This window comes from Variovorax sp. GW821-FHT06D12, assembly GCF_059419205.1.
In genome coordinates this window covers 223,378-236,038 of record NZ_JBWKRI010000005.1, presented here as the reverse complement: position 1 = coordinate 236,038, position 12,661 = coordinate 223,378, and the positions used below count along the sequence as shown (strand labels likewise).

General features: G+C 68.9%; 13 protein-coding genes. 10 read left to right on the top strand and 3 right to left on the bottom strand.

The genetic code is table 11. From position 1 onward, the window contains the following. The first annotated feature begins 131 nt into the window (after positions 1 to 131). From AC07SQ_RS17385 to AC07SQ_RS17370, 4 genes are all read left to right on the top strand, one after another. The gene (locus AC07SQ_RS17385) at positions 132 to 1,841 is read left to right on the top strand and encodes a putative 2-aminoethylphosphonate ABC transporter permease subunit (protein WP_495272386.1); all 1,710 of its coding nucleotides are present in this window, start codon (positions 132 to 134) and stop codon (positions 1,839 to 1,841) included. Next, positions 1,841 to 2,974, top strand: coding sequence for a TIGR03364 family FAD-dependent oxidoreductase (locus tag AC07SQ_RS17380; RefSeq protein ID WP_495272387.1), 1,134 nt, complete (start codon positions 1,841 to 1,843; stop codon positions 2,972 to 2,974). The genes AC07SQ_RS17385 and AC07SQ_RS17380 overlap by 1 nt, the downstream gene beginning before the upstream one ends. 41 nt (positions 2,975 to 3,015) lie before the next feature. Further along, positions 3,016 to 3,849, top strand: a complete 834-nt coding sequence (phnX, locus tag AC07SQ_RS17375) for a phosphonoacetaldehyde hydrolase (RefSeq protein WP_495272388.1) — start codon at positions 3,016 to 3,018, stop codon at positions 3,847 to 3,849. Positions 3,850 to 3,930: 81 nt separating this feature from the next. After that, positions 3,931 to 4,080, top strand: coding sequence for a hypothetical protein (locus AC07SQ_RS17370; RefSeq protein ID WP_167394971.1), 150 nt, complete (start codon positions 3,931 to 3,933; stop codon positions 4,078 to 4,080). Between the two features lie 40 nt (positions 4,081 to 4,120). On the opposite strand, the gene AC07SQ_RS17365 is transcribed toward AC07SQ_RS17370, so the two are convergent. After that, positions 4,121 to 4,573, bottom strand: coding sequence for a GNAT family N-acetyltransferase (locus AC07SQ_RS17365; protein WP_495272389.1), 453 nt, complete (start codon positions 4,571 to 4,573; stop codon positions 4,121 to 4,123). Positions 4,574 to 4,671: 98 nt separating this feature from the next. Between AC07SQ_RS17365 and AC07SQ_RS17360 the strand changes: the two genes are divergently transcribed. Beyond that, a complete protein-coding gene (locus AC07SQ_RS17360; protein WP_495272390.1) occupies positions 4,672 to 5,943 on the top strand; it encodes an MFS transporter in 1,272 nt (423 codons plus the stop codon). Between the two features lie 354 nt (positions 5,944 to 6,297). Here the strand turns inward: AC07SQ_RS17360 and AC07SQ_RS17355 are convergent, their stop codons facing one another. Further along, positions 6,298 to 6,684: an energy transducer TonB gene (locus AC07SQ_RS17355; protein WP_495272391.1), complete on the bottom strand. Its 387-nt coding sequence runs from the start codon at positions 6,682 to 6,684 to the stop codon at positions 6,298 to 6,300. Positions 6,685 to 6,908: 224 nt separating this feature from the next. On the opposite strand from AC07SQ_RS17355, the gene AC07SQ_RS17350 reads away from it, so the two are divergent. Continuing rightward, entirely contained in the window at positions 6,909 to 7,331 is a 423-nt protein-coding gene (locus AC07SQ_RS17350) for a tripartite tricarboxylate transporter TctB family protein (protein ID WP_390904004.1), read from the top strand. Positions 7,332 to 7,341: 10 nt separating this feature from the next. Continuing rightward, the gene (locus tag AC07SQ_RS17345) at positions 7,342 to 8,865 is read left to right on the top strand and encodes a tripartite tricarboxylate transporter permease (RefSeq protein ID WP_495272392.1); all 1,524 of its coding nucleotides are present in this window, start codon (positions 7,342 to 7,344) and stop codon (positions 8,863 to 8,865) included. 47 nt (positions 8,866 to 8,912) lie between these two features. Here AC07SQ_RS17345 and AC07SQ_RS17340 read toward each other — a convergent pair whose 3' ends face one another. Next, positions 8,913 to 10,334 carry an aminotransferase-like domain-containing protein gene (locus AC07SQ_RS17340; protein WP_495272393.1) on the bottom strand — a complete coding sequence of 474 codons (1,422 nt, stop codon included), beginning with the start codon at positions 10,332 to 10,334 and terminating at the stop codon, positions 8,913 to 8,915. 99 nt (positions 10,335 to 10,433) lie between these two features. Here AC07SQ_RS17340 and AC07SQ_RS17335 point away from each other — a divergent pair, with 99 nt between their 5' ends. The 3 genes from AC07SQ_RS17335 to AC07SQ_RS17325 are packed head-to-tail and all read left to right on the top strand — an operon-like array spanning position 10,434 to position 12,653. After that, positions 10,434 to 10,622, top strand: coding sequence for a DUF2970 domain-containing protein (locus AC07SQ_RS17335; protein WP_495272394.1), 189 nt, complete (start codon positions 10,434 to 10,436; stop codon positions 10,620 to 10,622). Then, positions 10,622 to 11,347, top strand: a complete 726-nt coding sequence (locus AC07SQ_RS17330; protein WP_495272395.1) for a c-type cytochrome — start codon at positions 10,622 to 10,624, stop codon at positions 11,345 to 11,347. The genes AC07SQ_RS17335 and AC07SQ_RS17330 overlap by 1 nt, the downstream gene beginning before the upstream one ends. A gap of 7 nt (positions 11,348 to 11,354) precedes the next feature. Beyond that, positions 11,355 to 12,653 (top strand): c-type cytochrome, encoded by a 1,299-nt coding sequence (locus AC07SQ_RS17325; protein WP_495272396.1) that lies wholly within the window; start codon positions 11,355 to 11,357, stop codon positions 12,651 to 12,653. Positions 12,654 to 12,661: the final 8 nt, after the last annotated feature.

The following is a 12,661-nucleotide window of genomic DNA, read 5'->3' as shown; positions in this document are numbered from 1 at the left end:
CCCGTGCGCAGGACACTGGGTGCTTCCCGCAGCGAAATCAAGGAGGAGCCGAAGGCGGGGGACATTCGCGGAGGGAAGTACCCGGTGGCCTGTGCACGCGCCCTGAACAACGAAACCAAAACAAGAACAACATGAGCAGTTCCACAGAAGCCCTCGCCCCGATCGCGATCCCGCGTTCGAATCACTTCGACCGCGAACGCTGGCTCACCGGCGCCGCCGTGCTGCTCGTCGTGCTGCTGCTCGTCGTGATCGTCGCGCTCCCCGTCGGCGCGCTGGTCGGCCAGAGCTTCTACGACCGCGCCGGCAGCTTCGTCGGCCTGACCAACTTCGCGCGCTACCTCGAGAGCCCCGCGCTCGTGCAGTCGGCCTTCAACAGCGTGCTGCTCGCGGTGATCAGCGCCGTGCTGTGCACCGCCATCGCCTACGTGTACGCCTACGGCCTCACGCTCTCGTGCATGCCCGCCAAGGGCCTGCTGCGCGCCGTGGCGCTCATGCCGCTGCTGGCGCCCTCGCTGCTGCCGGCCATCAGCCTGATCTACCTGTTCGGCAACCAGGGCCTGTTCAAGGGCCTGCTGGGCGACCTGTCGATCTACGGCCCGCTGGGCATCGTGCTCGGCTCGGTGTTCTGGACGCTGCCGCATGCGCTGCTGATCCTGACCACCGCCATGGCCACGTCCGACGGGCGTTTGTACGAAGCCGCCCAGACCCTGGGCGCCTCGCGCTGGCGCATCTTCCGCACCGTCACGCTGCCCTCGTCGCGCTACGGCCTCATCGTGGCCGCGATGGTCGTGTTCGTGCTGGTCATCACCGACTTCGGCGTGCCCAAGGTCGTGGGCGGCCAGACCGGCGTGCTCGCGACCGACATCTACAAGCAGGTGGTCGGCCAGCAGAACTTCCAGATGGGCGCGGTGGTCGGCCTCGTGCTGCTGATTCCGGCGGTGCTGTCGTTTCTCGTCGAGCGCCGTGTGCGCCGCAAGCAGGCCGCGGCGCTGTCGGCGCGCGCCACGCCCTACCAGCCCGAGCCCGTGAAGACGCGCGACCGTGCGCTGCTCGTGTTCTGCACGCTCACCGCCATCGCCATCGTCGTGATGATCGGCATGGCCGTGTTCGCCTCGCTCGCCAGCTACTGGCCCTACAAGCTCACGCCCTCGCTGAAGAACTACGACTTCAGCAACATGGACGGCGGCGGCTGGGGCAGCTACGGCAACTCGCTGCGCCTGGCGCTGTGCGCGGCCGTGGCGGGCGCGCTCGCCACCTTCGTGTCGGCCTACTTCGTGGAGAAGCCGCGCCACTTCGGCCTGATGCGCGAACTGCTGAACCTGCTGGCCAACCTGCCGCTCGCGGTGCCGGGGCTGGTGCTCGGCGTGGGCTACATCTTCTTCTTCAACTCCGCTTCGAACCCGCTGCACGGGCTGTACGGCGGCATGGCGATTTTGGTGATCTGCACCGTGGCGCACTTCTTCTCGGTGGCGCACCTCACCTCGCTCACCGCGCTGCGCCAGCTCGACCGCGAGTACGAGCTGGTGTCCGAGTCGATGGGCGTGCCGTTCTGGCGCACGCTGTGGCGCGTGCACCTGCCGGTGGCGCTGCCCACCGTGCTCAACGTGGCCGGCTACTTCTTCGTCAACGCGATGACCACCGTGTCGGCCGTCGTGTTCCTCTACTCGCCGCAGACCACGCTGGCCGCCATCGCCGTGCTCAACATGGACGATGCCGGCGACGTGGCACCCGCCGCCGCCATGGCCTCGCTCATCATGCTCACGGCCGCCGTCGGCCGCGGCCTGTTCGCGCTGGCCGGGCACTGGGCGCTGAAGCGCACGCAAGCCTGGAGACAACGTTGATGAACCCCAGCATGTCCGTCGACAGCTTCGACGTGATCGTGGTCGGCGCCGGCATCGTCGGCCTGGCCCATGCCTACACCGCCGCGCAGCGCGGCCTGCGCGTGTGCGTGGTCGAGCGCGATGCCGCGTGCCTGGGCGCATCGATCCGCAACTTCGGTTTCATCACCGTCACCGGCCAGGCGCCGGGCGACATGTGGCGCCGCGCCATGCATTCGCGCGACGTGTGGCAGGCCGTTGCGCCGCAGGCGGGCATCGACATCGTGCACCGCCACCTCTGGCTCGCGGCGTACCGGCCCGAGGCGCATGCCGTGCTCGAAGCCTTCCTGCGCACGCCGATGGCCGAGGCCTGCGCGCTCATCGACGCCGCCGACGCGCAGGAGCGCGCGCCCGGCCTCAACCTCGCGCAGGCGCGCTCGGTGCTGTTCAGCCCGCACGAGTTGCGCGTCGAGTCGCGCACTGCCGTCGGTCTGCTCGCGCGCTGGCTGGCCGAGGCACATGGCGTGGTGTTCCGCTTCGGCGAAACCGTGCACGAGGTCGAAACCCCGCGCGTGCGCACCTCGCGCGGCACCCTGCGCGGCGAGCGCGTGGTGGTCTGCACCAACACCGAACTGCACGGCCTGTTCGCTGGCCGCATCGCCGCGCACGACCTCACGCTGTGCCGCCTGCAGATGCTGCGCGTGCAAACCGAGGCGGGTTTTCGGCTGCCGGGCGCGGTCATGACCGACCTGAGCCTGGTGCGCTACGAGGGCTACAGCAGCTTGCCTGAAGCGGCGGCGCTGCGCGAGCGGCTGATGCAGGAAGAGCGCGCCTCGCTCGACCACGGCATCCACCTCATCGTCGTGCAGAGCGCCGACGGCTCGCTGGTGGTCGGCGATTCGCACCACTACGGCGATGCACCCGAACCCTTCGCCATCGAAGCAGTCGACCAGCTCATCCTGCGCCACCTGCGCAGCACGCTCAACCTCGAGACTGCGCAGGTCATCGAACGCTGGACCGGCGTGTACCCGTCGTCCAAGACCACGCCCTGCGTGATCGACGCGCCCGACGACGCCACGCGTGTGGTGCTGGTCACCAGCGGCAGCGGCGCGAGCACGGGCTTCGGCATTGCCGCCGACGTGTTCGACGCGTGGTGAGCGTCGCCCCTTTCCTTCATCCTTTTTCTTTTTCCCTCGCCATGAACGCCCACTCCCATGCCAGGCTGCAGGCCGTCGTCTTCGACTGGGCCGGCACCATCCTCGACTTCGGTTCCTGCGCGCCCATGGGCGCCTTCGTGAAGCTGTTCGCACAGTCCGGCATCGACATCACCATCGACGAGGCGCGTGCCCCGATGGGCATGGCCAAGTGGGACCACATCAAGGCCCTAGGCACGCAGCCGCGCATCGCCGCGCAGTGGGCAGCGAAGCACGGCCATGCCTTCAGCGACGCCGACGTCGACCGCCTGTACGAGGTGTTCACGCCGATGAACGCGGCCAGCGTGCGCGACCACACCGACTTCATTCCGGGCGCGATCGAGGCCGTCCACGCGGCGCGCGAGCGCGGCCTGAAGATCGGCTCCACCACCGGCTACAACCGCCCGATCATGGACGTCGTCACGCCCATCGCCGCGGCCGGCGGCTATGTGCCCGACAACCTCGTGTGCGCGGGCGACCTCGCGACGGGGCGTCCGTCGCCGCTCATGATGTACCGCTGCTTCGCGGACCTCGGCGTGTGGCCGCCGCACGCCGTCGTCAAGGTCGACGACACCGGCGTGGGCCTGCAGGAGGGCCTCAACGCCGGCACCTGGGCCGTTGGCGTGTCGGTCAGCGGCAACGTCAACGGCCTGACGCTGGCCGAATGGCAGGCGCTCGACGCCGACAGCCAGCAGGCCCGCCGCGCCCGCGCCACCGCCGAGCTGCAAGCCGCCGGCGCGCACTACGTGATCGACAGCGTGGCCGACCTGCCGAACGTGCTGGAAGACATCGAGCGCCGCCTGCAGGCCGGCGAGCGGCCGGAAGTCCTTTTGCGCTGAAGCAGAAAGCTCGCTTTACCGACGGTGGCTGGCGCTGCCGTCCGACTTGACGCGTCACTTCGCGGGCTTAGCATGCGCCGCATGCGAAGCACAGCCTTTGTTCTTCTGCTCTGTCTCGGCCTGCTGACCGCGGCCTGCGACGGCAAGCGCAAGCCCGGCATTCCGATGCCGAAGGCCTTCTTGTCGTCGAGCGTCGTGGTGGTGATGGCACCTGCGCCGTTCGTGGGTTGAGGCTGCCGGAGCGTTCAGCGCACCGGCCGCGGCGAACGTCTCAGGACGGGACGTACGCCAGCACTTCATCGCCCGCTGCATCGAATTCGCCCGTGGGCTTCCAGCCCAGGTGCCGGTAGAAGCCGTGCGAGCGCACCTGCGGATCGGGCGAGCAGCCCAGGAAGAGCCGCTGGAAGCCCAGCCCTTTGAACTCCTCGATCATCCGCGCGAGCAGCGCCTTGCCGATTCCCAGACCTTCGTACGCGGGCAGCAGGGCCAGCACCGCGATCTCACCGGTGTCGCGCTCGCCGAAGCAATAGCCCGCCAGCTCGCCGTCGACGAGCGCGACGTAGCCGGGCAGGGAGCCGTCGGCGATGCCGGCCTGCCAGCTTTCGAGGGTGATGCCGAGCGCCTCGAGCTCGTCGACGGAGAAGGCGTTCTCTCGCGTGCGGCCTCGCAGGTCGAGGCACGCGGGCGTGTCTTCGGGAATGGCTTGTCTGTAGGTAATTGGCATGCGTCGGATGCTCGAGGGCGCACGCAGCAGGCGGCGCGGCCTTCCGCGAGAATGCCACACGACGTGCGCCACCCGATGCACGCGCGGAGACAAGAAGAATGAAGACGACCCCAGAGACACCCATCGTCCACCAGCCCGACTCGCGCTACGCCATGGTGCGCCTGGCGCTCACGCTGCTGGTCATGACGGTCGGCAGCAGCGGCATGTACGTGGTGTCGGTCATGCTGCCCGCCGTGCAGGCCGAGTTCGGCGTGGCGCGCGCCGATGCCTCCATGCCCTACACGCTGCTGATGCTGGGCTTCGGTTTCGGCGGCGTGCTCATGGGCAAGCTGGCCGACCGCATCGGCGTGATGAAGCCGTTGCTGATGGGCTCGGTCTTCCTGGCCGCCGGCTACATCGCCACGGGCCTGTCGCAAGGCATCGTGTCCTTCACCATCGCGCAGGCGCTGCTGGTCGGCCTGCTCGGCAGCTCGGTGGCCTTTGCGCCGCTGGTGGCCGACACCTCGCTGTGGTTCGTCAAGCGGCGCGGCATCGCGGTGGCCGTGTGCGCCAGCGGCAACTACCTCGCGGGCGCCGTGTGGCCGCCCATCGCGCAGCACTTCGTCGAGCAGGTGGGCTGGCGCCAGACCTACATCGGCATGGGCATCTTCTGCGGCGTGACGATGGCGCTGCTGGCGCTGTTCTTCCGCGCGCGGCCGCCCGCACTGGCCGAGGTGGCGCCGGTGTCGCAGGTGGCGGGCAGCAGCACCCTGGTGCGCGACATGACGCGGCCCTTCGGCCTGAGCATGGGCACGGCGCAGGGCCTGCTGTGCGTGGCGGGCGTGGCCTGCTGTGTGGCCATGGCGATGCCGCAGGTGCACATCGTGGCCTACTGCGGCGACCTGGGCTACGGCCCGGCGCAGGGCGCGATGATGCTGTCGCTGATGCTGGGCTTCGGCATCGTGAGTCGGCTGGTGTCGGGCGCCATCTGCGACCGCATCGGCGGGCTGCGCACGCTGATGCTGGGTGGCGTGCTGCAGTGCGTGGCGCTGCTGCTGTTCCTCCCCTTCGACGGGCTGGTGCCGCTGTACGTGATCTCGGCGCTGTTCGGCCTGTTCCAGGGCGGCATCGTGCCCTCGTACGCGATCATCGTGCGCGAGCACTTCCCGCCCAGGGAAGCTGGTGCGCGCGTGGGCACGGTGCTGATGTTCACGCTGTTCGGCATGGCGCTGGGCGGCTGGATGTCGGGCAAGGTGTTCGACCTGACGGGCAGCTACCACGCGGCCTTCCTGAACGGCATCGGATGGAACCTGGTGAACGTGAGCATCGCGGCGTTCCTGCTGTTCAGGGTGAGCCGGATGCGGCGGGGTGGGGTGGCGGTGGCTGCTTGAAGTTGCCCGTCCGGCCCCGGGCGAAGGTCACAACATGCGTTGCTTCGAGCGAAGGAACAGACGGGCCAGCAGTCCGCCAACGACGGCACCACCGGTAGCAAGAGCGTAGAGCTCGCGATCGTCAAGCCATGGGGGCGCCAGGACAAACTTCAGAAGCGTTGCGACGACACAAAACCCGAAAAAGGCGCCGACGCCTCCATACACGCGAGCGTCCATGGAGTCCGTGGTTTTTCGATAGGCCTCCGAGTGCCCCAGGGCCTCGTGGATCAACGTAGTGCCGCATCGGATGCAGCGAACGTCTGTCGCTGCGTTGAGATGATTGCAAGTGGGGCATGACATCGTGCTTCGTCCCTCCTAGTTGAACGTCGGCTGCTGCGGCGGCGACGTGATGAAGAACCGGATCGGCACTTCCCGCCACACCACCGTGCCGTCGTCCGGCGTCGGCTTGAAACGCCACGTGCGAACGGTCTCGACGGCCGAGCGGTCCAGCCGTGTGTGGCCGCTCGATTGCTTCACCTCGACGCTGGCCGGCAGGCCGTCCGGCGTGGTGCGCACGCGCAGCAGCACCATGCCCTGTTCGCCGTTCAGGCGCGATTCGGCCGGGTAGGGCGCGTTCGGGTTGGGTGGCTGCGGTGACCACTCGCCAGGCGCCGGCGGCGGTGGTGCTGCGCAGGCCGTCAGCAAGGCGGCAACAGCGCCCGCCAGGAGCGCGTGTCGGGGAGCATGGCGTGGTGTCTTCATCGGTGTTCCGCAATCCTTCGCAAGGAGGCCCCGCGCATTGTGACCCGGGCGCGTTCGCCGCCTTCGCGCCCGGTACGTAGTTCCCCTCGCGGCTGCGTCAGATTCCGATCAGCTTGCAAAAAGAGCATCGATCCGTCCGGCGACTCCCTCCGGACGGAGACACGCCCGCACCGGTTCCACCGGTCGCGGGCGCATTCGAATCACAACACTCCGTGAGCGTATGAATGAAAAATAGAAACCTTGTCAGAGGTCTGTTCCTCATGGCGATCGCGCTGGCCTTCGGCCTGACCGCGCTGCGCTATCCCATCGGCGATTTCAGCCGGGCGGGGCCGGGCCTGTTCCCCGTGATGGTGAGCAGCCTGCTGCTGCTGATCGGCGTGGCCACCGTGGTCCGGTCGTTCGTGGTGGCGCCGGTGACGCTGGACCTGAACTTCAAGAACATTGGGCTCATCCTGTCGAGCCTGTGCGGGTTCGCGCTGATCTCGATGTACGTGAACATGATCGCGGGCATCGTCTTCATGGTGTTCTGTTCGGCCTTCGCGGGCAGCTCCAATTCGTGGGTGCGCAACGTGAAGATCTCGGCGGGCCTGATCGCCATGGCGCTGGCGCTGCAGAAGCTGCTCGGCCTGAACCTGCCGCTGTTCTGAGGCCACGACCATGACGGAAGTCCTGAACAACCTGGCGTTCGGTTTCTCGCACGCCCTGACACTGCACAACCTGATGTACTGCGCCATCGGCTGCACGGTGGGCACGCTGGTCGGCCTGCTGCCGGGCCTGGGGCCGCTGGCCACCATCAGCCTGCTGCTGCCGCTGACGTATTCGATTCCCACCACCGGCGCGCTGATCATGCTGGCCGGCATCTACTACGGCGCGCAGTACGGCGACAGCGTGAGCGCGATCACGATGAAGATCCCGCACGCCAGCAGCATCGTGGCCTGCATCGACGGCTACGCGATGACGCTCAAGGGCAAAACGGGCCTGGCGCTGTTCACGGCGGGCTTCTCCAGCTTCATCGGCGGCACGGTGGCGATCCTGGTGCTGTCGTTCCTGGCGCCGACGCTGGGCGAAGTGGCCTTCCTGTTCGGCCCGGCGGACTACGTCGCGATGATGCTGGTGGGCTTCGTGTGCGTGAGCTTCGTGACCACGGGCAGCCTGCTGAACGGGCTGGCGATGTGCATGATCGGCGTGCTGCTGGGCACCATCGGCACCGACGTGAACAGCGGCATGGCGCGCTTCACGATGGACATGCCGTTCCTGACCGACGGCGTGGGCATCGTGAGCATTGCGCTGGGCTGCTTCGGCATCGCCGAGATCACCAAGAACCTCGACTCGCGCGAGGAGCGCTCGCCCTTCAACGGCAAGATCAACCTCATTCCGACCTGGGCGGAGTTCAAGCGGATCATTCCCAGCGCGCTGCGCGGCAGCGTGGTCGGCTCCATCCTGGGCATCCTGCCCGGCGGCGGCCCGACCATTGCGCAGTTCGCGGCGTACGCGCTGGACAAGAAGGTCAGCAAGTACAAGCACGAGATCGGCACCGGCTGCATCGAGGGCGTGGCTGGCCAGGCGGCGGCCGACGAGGCGGCGGCGCGCACGAGCTTCATTCCGCTGATGAGCATCGGCATTCCCGAGAACGCGGTCATGGCGCTGATGCTGGCGGCCTTCATCATCAAGGGCATCCAGCCGGGCCCGAACATGATCGCCAGCCACCCCGAGCTGTTCTGGGGCCTGGTGGCCAGCATGTGGATCGGCAACGTGTTCCTGCTGGTGCTGAACGTGCCGCTGGTGCGCTACTGGCTCTCGGTGTTCAAGATCCCGTACAGCGTGCTGTTCCCGTCGATTTTGTTCTTCTGCTGCATCGGCACCTACAGCGTGAACAACAACCTGCAGGACGTGTTCATCACCGCCGCGTTCGGCTTCATGGGCTACATGTTCATGCGGCTGGAGCTCGATGCCGCGCCGCTCATGCTGGGCTTCATCCTCGGGCCGATGCTCGAGGAGAACTTCCGCCGCGCGATGCTGCTCAGCCGCGGCAGCTTCGGCACCTTTGTGTCGCGGCCCATCAGCGGGACGCTGCTGGGGCTGATCGCGATCTTCGTCGTGTGGCAGCTCGTGGCGTTCGTGTTGCAGGCGCGCAAGAAGAACGGGGCGCCGGCGCCGGTCGCGCTGGAACCGCAAGAGTAGGTCGACAGGTCCGCACAACGCCCGCCCCTTCGGCGGGCGTTGTCGTTTCAGCTCGCTTCTTCTGCCACCAGCCGCCCGAGCGTCTGCAGGGCCTGCTCGCTGTGCGCGTCCCACGCGTGGCCGTAGTTCAGCCGCAGGCAGTTGGAGAACGCACGCGTGGCCGAGAAGATCGGCCCGGGCGCGACGCTGATGCCGCGCTCCAGCGCCAGCCGATGGATCTCCAGCGCATCCACCTGCGCCGGCAATTCGACCCACAGGAAATACCCGCCCAGCGGCCGCGTGGCGCGCGTGCCGGCCGGAAAGTAATGGCCCACGGCCTGCGTGAAGCTGGCCTGCTGCATCGCCAGCGTCTGACGCAGCTTGCGCAGGTGCTTGTCGAAGCCGCCCTTCTCGAGGTAGTCGGCCAGCGCCAGTTGCGCGGGCACCGAGGTGCTGAGCGTGGTCGTGAGCTTCTGTCGCGCCACCGTGCGCGCGAAGCGCCCGGCCGAGGCCCAGCCGATGCGGTAGCCGGGTGCGAGGCTTTTCGAAAACGATGAACAGTGCAGCACCAGCCCCTGCGTGTCGAAGGCCTTGGCCGGCGGCGGGCGGCGCTCGCCGAAGTACAGCTCGGCGTACACGTCGTCTTCGATGAGCGGCAGTTCGTGGCGCGCGAGCAGTTCGACCAGCGCCTTCTTCTTCGCATCGGGCATCAGGCTGCCCAGCGGGTTCTGGAAGGTGGTCATGAGCCAGCAGGCGGTCGGCTTGTGGGCGGCGATGGCCTGCGCCAGCGCGTCGAGGTCGATGCCTTCGCCCGGGTGCGTCGGCACCTCGATGGCGCGCAGGCCCATGCGCTCGAGCGCCTGCAGCGCGGCATAGAAGGTGGGCGACTCGACGATCACCGCGTCGCCCGGCCGCGTCACGGCCGAGAGGCACAGGTTGAGCGCCTCGAGCGCGCCGTTGGTGACCACGATCTCCTCGGCCGGCACCGGCAGGCCGTCGGCCAGGTAGCGCAGCGCGATCTGGCGGCGCAGGGCTGCGCTGCCGGGCGTGAGGTCGTCCACGGTGCGCCACGGGTCGAGTGACTTGGCGCTGGCCGCCATGAACTGGCCCAGCCGCGCCAGCGGAAACAGCAGCGGGCTCGGAAAGGCCGAGCCGAAGGGCACGACCTGGCGCGACATGCTGGCTTCGAGGATGTCGAAGACCTGGTCGCTCACTTCGAGCGCGCGCGGGCCTTCGGCGGGGCGCGAGGTGAGGGTGGTCTCGGGCGGCGCGTCGCGCAGGCCGCCGCCGGCCACGTAGTAGCCCGAGCGGTCGCGCGCGCGCACCAGCCCGCGCGCCTCCAGCAGGTAGTAGGCTTGGAACACGGTGGAGGCGCTCACGCCGCGGCTGCTGCCCGTGTGGCGCACGGAGGGCAGGCGGTCGCCGGTCTTGAGGGTGCCGTTGCGGATCGAGGCCTCGATGTCCGAGGCCAGGGCTTCATAACGCTTCATCGGTGGGCCGTTGTCATTCGCGGGGACTCTAATCTGATATGGTGAATCGAGCTGGATCTGCATCTGTTTTTTTTGACCCGTTTGCGCGACAGTGGACCCATGTTCAATCTGATGCGCGCGGTGCGCGCCGTACTCTGGAGCTTCATCGGGCTGGGCGGCCGTCGGGCCGACGCCGACAAGCGGACCGCCCAGCTGGGCATCCTGCCGCTGATCGGCGTGGGGCTGTGCATGGCCCTGCTGCTGATCGCGGGCCTGCTGGCCCTGGCGCATTTCGCGGCAGGCATGTGATGAAGGCCGCGCTCCACCGGGCAGCGCTGGCCCTGGCGCTGCTGTTGCCGCTCGCGCCTGCGATGACGCGCGCAGCCACCACCACCGTGCCCGACACCATCGAGCAGCGCGTGGCCGCCTGCATCGCCTGCCACGGCCGCGAGGGCGCCACCACCAACGCCGGTTTCTTCCCGCGCCTGGCGGGCAAGCCCGCGGGCTACCTGTTCAACCAGCTCGTGAGTTTTCGCGACGGGCGCCGCTTCAACAGCGACATGACCTACATGGTCCAGCACCTGTCGGACGACTACCTGCGCGAGATGGCCGAGTACTTCGCCAACCTGTCGCTGCCGTACGCGGCGGTCTCGCCGCAGAGCGACGCCTCGCCCGAGCAGCTGCGCCGCGGCCGCCAGCTGGCGCTCGAAGGCGATGCCGCGCGCCAGATCCCGGCCTGCGTGCAGTGCCACGGCGCCGCGCTCACGGGCGTGCAGCCGGCCATTCCGGGCCTGCTGGGCCTGCCGCGGCTGTATGTGTCGTCGCAGCTGGGCGCCTGGCTCACCAAGGAGCGCCACGCGCCCGCGCCCGACTGCATGGCGCAGATCGGCCAGCGCATGACCACCGCCGACATCAACGCCGTGGCCAGCTGGCTGGCCGTGCAGCCGATGCCGGCCGACACCCGCCCGGCGGCCTCGCTGCCCGCGCCGCTGCCCGTCACCTGCGGCGGCATGCCCACCGCGGCGAAACCCTGAGAATCCGATGACCGCGCGATTGAGACATTTCGGCTGGGCCCTGCTGGGCCTGGTCACCCTGGCGGCCGTGTTGGCCGGCGTCGTGCTGGCGCTGAACCTGCGCGGCGAAGACCCGCTGCCCGAACGCGCCGAAGCCTTCGACGCCACGCCGCAGCTCGTCGAGCGCGGGCGCTACCTTGCGCTGGCGGGCAACTGCGCCGGCTGCCACACCACGCGCGGCGGCCAGCCCTATGCGGGCGGCGTGCCGCTCGAAACGCCGTTCGGCACCATCTACGCGACCAACCTCACGCCCGATGCGACGCACGGCATCGGCGGCTGGAGCAGCGCGCATTTCTGGCGCGCCATGCACAACGGCCGCAGCAAGGACGGGCGCCTGCTGTACCCGGCCTTCCCGTACCCGAACTTCACGCAGGTCACGCGCGAAGACTCCGACGCCCTGTACGCCTACCTGCGCAGCGTCGCGCCCGCCGACACGGAAAACAAGGCGCACCGGCTGCGCTTCCCGTACGACACGCAGGCCGCGCTCGCGGTGTGGCGCGCGCTCTCGTTCAAGCCGCAGCCCTTCGTGGCCAACGCGAACAAGCCGGCCGAATGGAACCGCGGCGCTTACCTGGTCGGCGGGCTGGGCCACTGCATCGCCTGCCACGGCAGCCGCAACTCACTGGGCGCGACCGAAACCAAGCTCGGGCTCTCGGGCGGCCTCATCGCGGTGGAGAACTGGTACGCGCCCTCGCTGGCCGATCCGCACGAGGCGGGCGTGGCCGACTGGCCCACGGCCGATGTCGTGGCGCTGCTCAAGACCGGCACCGCCCCGCGGGGCTCGGTGATGGGCCCGATGGCCGACGTCGTGTTCCGCAGCACGCAGTACCTGAGCGCTGCCGACCTGGGCGCGATGGCGATCTACCTGAAGGACCTGCCCGAGGCCGTGAAGCAGGACGCGCCCGCAGCCCAGAAGGCCCCCGCCGTGCCGGTGCGGCGCGACGCCGGCGCGATGGTGCGCGGCGCCAAGATCTACGACCAGCGCTGTGCCTACTGCCACGGCGACCAGGGCCAGGGCGCGCCGGGCGCCTACCCGCCGCTCGCGGGCAACCGCGCGGTGACGATGGCGCGGCCCACCAACCTGATCCAGGTGGTCGCGCACGGCGGCTTCCTGCCCGCGACGGCCGGCAACCCGCGCCCCTACGGCATGCCGCCGTTCGGGCACGCGCTCGATGCCACCGAGGTGGCCGAGGTGCTCACCTACATCCGCGGGTCGTGGGGCAACAACGCCGCGCCGGTCACGCAGCTGGACACGATGCGCCGTTGACGCGCACG

Excerpts from the sequence above, each read along its gene's own strand:
- AC07SQ_RS17385 (WP_495272386.1), top strand. The coding sequence starts at position 132 with ATGAGCAGTTCCACAGAAGCCCTCGCCCCGATCGCGATCCCGCGTTCG.
- AC07SQ_RS17380 (WP_495272387.1), top strand. The coding sequence starts at position 1,841 with ATGAACCCCAGCATGTCCGTCGACAGCTTCGACGTGATCGTGGTCGGC.
- phnX (WP_495272388.1), top strand. The coding sequence starts at position 3,016 with ATGAACGCCCACTCCCATGCCAGGCTGCAGGCCGTCGTCTTCGACTGG.
- AC07SQ_RS17370 (WP_167394971.1), top strand. The coding sequence starts at position 3,931 with ATGCGAAGCACAGCCTTTGTTCTTCTGCTCTGTCTCGGCCTGCTGACC.
- AC07SQ_RS17365 (WP_495272389.1), bottom strand. The coding sequence starts at position 4,573 with ATGCCAATTACCTACAGACAAGCCATTCCCGAAGACACGCCCGCGTGC.
- AC07SQ_RS17360 (WP_495272390.1), top strand. The coding sequence starts at position 4,672 with ATGAAGACGACCCCAGAGACACCCATCGTCCACCAGCCCGACTCGCGC.
- AC07SQ_RS17355 (WP_495272391.1), bottom strand. The coding sequence starts at position 6,684 with ATGAAGACACCACGCCATGCTCCCCGACACGCGCTCCTGGCGGGCGCT.
- AC07SQ_RS17350 (WP_390904004.1), top strand. The coding sequence starts at position 6,909 with ATGAAAAATAGAAACCTTGTCAGAGGTCTGTTCCTCATGGCGATCGCG.
- AC07SQ_RS17345 (WP_495272392.1), top strand. The coding sequence starts at position 7,342 with ATGACGGAAGTCCTGAACAACCTGGCGTTCGGTTTCTCGCACGCCCTG.
- AC07SQ_RS17340 (WP_495272393.1), bottom strand. The coding sequence starts at position 10,334 with ATGAAGCGTTATGAAGCCCTGGCCTCGGACATCGAGGCCTCGATCCGC.
- AC07SQ_RS17335 (WP_495272394.1), top strand. The coding sequence starts at position 10,434 with ATGTTCAATCTGATGCGCGCGGTGCGCGCCGTACTCTGGAGCTTCATC.
- AC07SQ_RS17330 (WP_495272395.1), top strand. The coding sequence starts at position 10,622 with ATGAAGGCCGCGCTCCACCGGGCAGCGCTGGCCCTGGCGCTGCTGTTG.
- AC07SQ_RS17325 (WP_495272396.1), top strand. The coding sequence starts at position 11,355 with ATGACCGCGCGATTGAGACATTTCGGCTGGGCCCTGCTGGGCCTGGTC.